The organism is Phenylobacterium sp. (assembly GCF_020402505.1).
Taxonomy (GTDB): Bacteria; Pseudomonadota; Alphaproteobacteria; order Caulobacterales; family Caulobacteraceae; genus Phenylobacterium.
Map to the genome: position 1 here is coordinate 1 of NZ_JADBZL010000124.1, position 5283 is coordinate 5283.

Consider the following 5283-nt stretch of genomic DNA (forward strand, 5'->3'; position numbering starts at 1 on the left):
TCCCACAGGCCCGCCGCGGCGGAAGGACAGGCTGAGGGCAGGTTCAGCGGTCATGGCGCGCCAGCCGCGAGCCCAGGGCCTGGACGGCGATAATGGCCACCACGGAGACGGCGACCAGGGCCGCCGCCAGGACACCGGCTCCTGCGTCGTCAAAGGCCTGGACCTTGTCGTAGATGGCCAGGGCCGCCGTCCGGGTCTCGCCCGGAATGGAGCCGCCGATCATCAGGACAACGCCGAACTCGCCCATGGTGTGGGCGAAGGTCAGGATGAAGCCGGTCAGGACCCCGGGCCAGGCCAGGGGCGCCTCGACGGTCCAGAAGGTCCTCCAGGGACCCAGTCCGCTGACCCAGGCGGCCTCCCGAAGCTCGGGCCGGATCGCCTCGAAGGCGCGCAGGGCGGGCTGAACCGCAAAGGGCAGGTTGGCGATCAGGGAGGCGGCCACCAGCCCCTCGAAGCTGAAGACCAGACCCTGGCCGAAGAGGGCGGTCCAGGCCGCGCCCAGGGGCGAGGCGTCGCCGAGGGCCGCCAGGAGGTAGAAGCCGAGGACCGTGGGTGGCAGGACCAGGGGCAGGGCGATAATCCCCTCCAGCACCGCCCGGCCGCGGCGCACCTGGTAGGCCAGGGTGCGGGCCACCAGGACGCCGATGGGCGCCAGCAGGCAGGCGGTCCACAGGCTCAGCTTGAAGGACAGGGCGAAGGCGACGGCGTCCAAGGGTCAGACGTCTCCCTCAGGAGCCAGGCCGAAGTTCCTCAGGACGGCTCGGGCCGGGGGTGAGGCCAGGAAGTCGAAGAAGGCCCGGCCCTCCCGGCTGGCGCCGCGCAGCACGACAGCGGTCTGGACCAGGGGGGCATGAAGGGTCGGATCGATCCGGCCGTAGGCGCCGGCCCGCGCCAGCTCCGGCCCCAGGGCGAGGGACAGGGGCAGAAGGCCGGCGTCGGCGTCGCCGGTGAGGGCGAAGCGCGCGGCCTGGGCGGCGGAGTCCCCCAGGACGAGGCGCGGCTCCGCCAGGGTCCAGACCCCGAGGGCCGTCAGGGCTTCCCGGGCGGCTCGGCCGTAGGGCGCATGGTCCGGGTTGGCGATGGCCATCCTCCGGATCCGGCCGTCTTTCAGCGTCCGGACCAGCTCTGCGGACCCGCCGGCGGGGCGCACCCTTGACCCCTTCCGGGCGAAGAGCACCAGCCGCCCCTGCCCATAGACCCGTCCAGGGCCCTCGGCGCGGCCCGACGCCACCAGGCGGCGCGCGAGGCTGGCCTCGGCGCTGAGGAAGACCTCGAAGGGCGCGCCCGCCTCGATCTGGCGGGTCAGGGCGCCGGAGGAGCCGAAGGTCAGCCGGACCGGTCCGCCCCCGGCGCGCCGGAAACGCTCAACGATGACGGGCAGGGCGCCGGTGAGGTCCGACGCCGCCGCGACGAGGGGGCCTTCGGACGCCCAGGCCCGGGTCGGCGCCAGGGCGATCAGGCCGGCCAGGGTCCGCCGGGTCAGGGACACGCGAGCACTCCAGTGTGAGGTGGGAAGCTATCGACCCAGCGTACTGGTCTTCCCCGCCGCGCGAAAGCACGGGCGCATGCACCCGGAGGTGCAGGTCAGGGCCGCGACTTCTTGGGCAGGGCGGCGACCTCCTCCGGAGTGAGACGCGTCAGCGTCTCCACCGAGCATCGGGAGACGCCGATGGGAGTCTTCACGAGGACCGTGACGTCGATCGCACCGCAGATCGCGGACGAGCCCCGGCTGTCGAGGGCGATCTTGTGTTCCCAGTCGAGCTCGGGACAACGCCCCTTCATGTCGAGCCTGTAGACGTCCTTCGCCCGGACCCGAAGATAGAGGGTCTTGTCGTCAGGGGCGGCGAAACCGCGGATATCACGGTTGAAGAAGCAGCTCTTCTGGGCGGCCTTGCCGTCCGTCTTTTCGGGCTGGGGCTTGGGTTCGGTCTGGGCCAACGCAGCCGCAGACAGACCCAGGGTGGCCGCAGTGACCAGTGCGAGAGATCGAAACATCTCAGGTCTCCTCGGAAACAGAGGGACCATAGGACACGGGAACCGCGGCGGGAAGATGACCATCCGGACCTTCAGGTCGCCGAGCGGCGCGCCGGGTCCACCAAGGCCGCGAGGTCTCCGGGAAGGGGCGAGGGCCCGCCGGTGGCACGGGCCGCGACGTGTTCGCCCAGCAAGGGCGCCCAGGTCAGGCCCCGGGATCCGAGTCCTCCGAGGACGAAGAGGCCCGGCGCCTCCGGGACGGCGCCCGCCAGGGGCAGGTGATCCCGGGTGGTGGCCCTGACCCGGGCCCGGCCGCCCAGGGCCACTCCCGCGAGGCTCGCGGCGAGGGCGGGCCGCACCTTGGCGAGGCTTTCGAGGTTGGCCCGGTGGTCCTCGTCGGTGAGGTCGGTGGAGGCCTCTCCCCGCCGGAACGTGGCGCCGAACAGGAAGCCTCCCGCCATGGGCGCCAGGTAGCCGCCCCAGCCGGCGGCGCGAGGCGTCTCAGGGTCCGGCGCGGCGACCCAGCTGACCTGGCCGCGTACGGGCAGGATCGGCGCCGCCGGCCAAAGGTGTCGAAGGTCTGCGCCGGTCGCGAGGATCACGGTCCGGAAGATCTGCGGCTCTGAGGGGCCCGACAATCGCCAACCGCCATCGGTCGGCTCCAGGCTCTGAATCCGTGCGGCGGAAGGCGCCCTGCACCAGGCCTCTAGGATCCCGCGGGGGTCGAGGCTGAGCGCACCGGGCTGGTCGAGGCCGGCCCGGTCCGTGACCTCCCCGAGCCGCGCCGAGGCCGCCGCCGGATCGAGGAGCCTGAGGGTCCCTTCCGGGAAGAGGTCCGAGGCGGCGATTCGGGCGAACCGCCCGGCGTCCCTGTCCGTCGCCGCCAGCTGCAGGACCCCCCGGGAGATCACCGCCCCGGGGAGCCCCGCGTAGATGTCGAGGGCGCGCAGGTAGGCCTGGGCCGCCAGCCGGGCGACGGGCCCCAGGCCGGCGTCGAGTCGCGGGGTCACAAGGCCTGCGGGGTTCCCGGAGGCGCCCGCTCCGGGGGCCTCGGCCTCGAACGGGACGGCCTCCACGCCCAGGGCCCGGAGGGCCCGACGGACCGCCGCCCCGGCAATCCCGGCGCCGATTACCGCGACAGGTCCGGCCGGCCCGGGGTCTCGCCCCTGTCCGGGAAGAATGGCTTCCAGGCGTTCGCGCTTGCGCCCATGGCCGGGCGCGCGACGGACCTCGAACCCCGCCGCCGCCAGCCCGCGGCGGACCTGTCCGGCGACGGTGAAGGTGGCGGCCCGAGCCCCCGGGGCGGAACGTGCGGCGACCGCCTGGAGGACCTCGTCCCGCCACATGTCGGGATTGAGGGCGGGAGCGAAGCCGTCGAGGAACCAGGCGTCCGCCCGACCTTCCCACTGGGCGAGGGCCTCCCCCACCTCCATGAGGGCGAGGTCCAGGCTGGCGCGGGACTCCGGCAGGTCGATCCGGTGGAAGCCCCGGCGCTTTCCGGGCCATTGGGCAAGGAGGAGCGCCGCCAGGGGCGCCAGCTCCGGCCAGGCGGCGAGGGCGCGCTCGGCGTCCTCGCGCGGCATCAGGTGGGCCTCGACGCTGAAGAGGTGCAGGCGCCCGCCCGGAGGGCCCTCCCGCCGCCAGAGGTCCAGCAGGGCCAGGATGTTGAGCCCCGTCCCGAAGCCCAGCTCGGCGACGGTGAAGCTCCGGCGTCCGCCCCAAGCCCCCGGCAGGCCGCAGCCCTGGAGGAAGACGGCCCGGGACTCCGAGAGACCATCGTCGGCTCCGAAGTAGGCGTCGCCATAGAGGGACGAGCGCGGGCGTCCATCCTCGGTCCATTCGATCGGCGCATCGCCCGGGCTCATGCGCCGACCTAGTCCCGGCGCGCGTCCGGCCGCAAGGGGCATCCTTGTGGGTGCGTCGGCGATCCCGAGGCGCTAGAACAGCCTTAAGGGGAGGCCGTTCGTCCATGACCAGCACCGTTCCGGGATTCGCGTTCCGCCGCCTGCGCTTCGACCTTCCGTCCGTCGGGGGCTACGGGACCGCCATCGAGATGGGCCCCCAGGACCGCCCGGTGGACATCGTCTTCTCTCATGCGAACGGCTTCAACGCCCTGACCTACCGCTCGATCCTCGGGCCCCTGACCGACCGGCTGAGGATCGTCGCCGTCGACCAGCGCGGGCATGGCCTGTCCGGCCTGCCGCCGCGCCTCGAGGACCCGGCCCGCAACTGGTACGATCTCGTTCCCGACCTGAAGGCGGTGCTGGAAGCGCTCGATATCCGGAACGCCGTGCTGGGCGGTCATTCCATGGGCGGAACGGTCAGCCTGATGGCGGCGGCGGAGAGCCCCGGCCGGGTGCGGGGGATCGCCCTGTTCGACCCCGTGATCATGGCGCCGGGCTTCGCCGCCCAGAACGGGAACCGGCCCCTGACAGGCGACAATCCCCTGCTCCAGGGCGCCCTGCGCCGCCGGCCGGTCTTTCCCAGCAAGGCGGCGGTCATCGCCTCCTATTCCGGCAAGGGCGCCTTCCGGTCCTGGACCCCGGACATGCTGGCCGACTATGTCGAGGACGGCTTCCACGACACGCCTTCCGGCGAGGTGGAGCTGAACTGCAAGCCCGCCTGGGAGGCCTCCAACTTCGCCAGCCATGGCCACGACCCCTGGCCGTCCTTCGAAGCTGCGGACGTTCCAATTCGCATCCTGAAGGCCGAGACCGGCTCCACCTGCAGATCGGACGGCCACGAGGCGGCCCTCACCGCGTCTGGCCGGATCCGGCTGGAGGTCATCCCCGGGACCACCCACTTCCTGCCCATGGAGCGGCCGGACCTGGTCCGGTCGACCCTCCTCGACCTGGTCGGCTAGAGACCCAGTCCGGGGATGGCGCGGCTGCGGAACTCCGCCTGCGCCGCTTCCGAGATATCGACCACCTTTCGGGCGTCGAGGTCGAAGCTGATCACCACGGCCTCGGCGCTGGCCCAGGGCTTTCCGGAGACCGGGTCGACCATCCAGTGAAAGACCCGGCGGGTCCGGGCGTTGCAGTCGGCGAAGCCGGAGCGGACCTCCACGTGCTCGCCGGCGAGCGGCCAGCCATGGTGGACGACCCGGTACTCCAGGACCGCGCCGCCGATGCGCTGGGGCGGATCGCCCGGCGCGGCGTCCGGCCCCGGACGGGTCGGCCCGAACAGGCGCGCCACCCCGTCGGACACCCGGCCAATGAACATCTCCGGGCGCATCCGTCCGAAGACGTCGAGCTCATCGGCGCGGACGGTCCCGAGGCCGATCCGCGTCATGCCCGTCCGCTCGGCGAA

6 protein-coding genes are annotated in these 5283 nt (G+C 72.9%); 1 reads left to right on the forward strand and 5 read right to left on the reverse strand.

What is annotated here, in order from left to right; translation table 11 throughout:
* Positions 1–43: 43 nt before the first annotated feature.
* The 4 genes from modB to mnmC form a co-directional block, all read right to left on the reverse strand.
* Entirely contained in the window at positions 44–712 is a 669-nt protein-coding gene (gene modB / locus IM632_RS09205; RefSeq protein WP_293523722.1) for a molybdate ABC transporter permease subunit, read from the reverse strand.
* 3 nt (positions 713–715) lie between these two features.
* Entirely contained in the window at positions 716–1489 is a 774-nt protein-coding gene (modA, locus tag IM632_RS09210; RefSeq protein ID WP_296524996.1) for a molybdate ABC transporter substrate-binding protein, read from the reverse strand.
* Between the two features lie 95 nt (positions 1490–1584).
* The gene (locus tag IM632_RS09215) at positions 1585–1995 is read right to left on the reverse strand and encodes a DUF6491 family protein (protein ID WP_296479494.1); all 411 of its coding nucleotides are present in this window, start codon (positions 1993–1995) and stop codon (positions 1585–1587) included.
* Between the two features lie 71 nt (positions 1996–2066).
* Positions 2067–3839, reverse strand: coding sequence for an FAD-dependent 5-carboxymethylaminomethyl-2-thiouridine(34) oxidoreductase MnmC (mnmC, locus tag IM632_RS09220; protein ID WP_296552257.1), 1773 nt, complete (start codon positions 3837–3839; stop codon positions 2067–2069).
* A gap of 104 nt (positions 3840–3943) precedes the next feature.
* Between mnmC and IM632_RS09225 the strand changes: the two genes are divergently transcribed.
* Positions 3944–4837: an alpha/beta hydrolase gene (locus IM632_RS09225; protein ID WP_296479942.1), complete on the forward strand. Its 894-nt coding sequence runs from the start codon at positions 3944–3946 to the stop codon at positions 4835–4837.
* Here IM632_RS09225 and IM632_RS09230 read toward each other — a convergent pair.
* Positions 4834–5283, reverse strand: a 450-nt coding sequence (locus tag IM632_RS09230; RefSeq protein ID WP_296552260.1) for a thioesterase family protein, incomplete at its 5' end; no start/stop codon positions are given. The genes IM632_RS09225 and IM632_RS09230 overlap by 4 nt on opposite strands.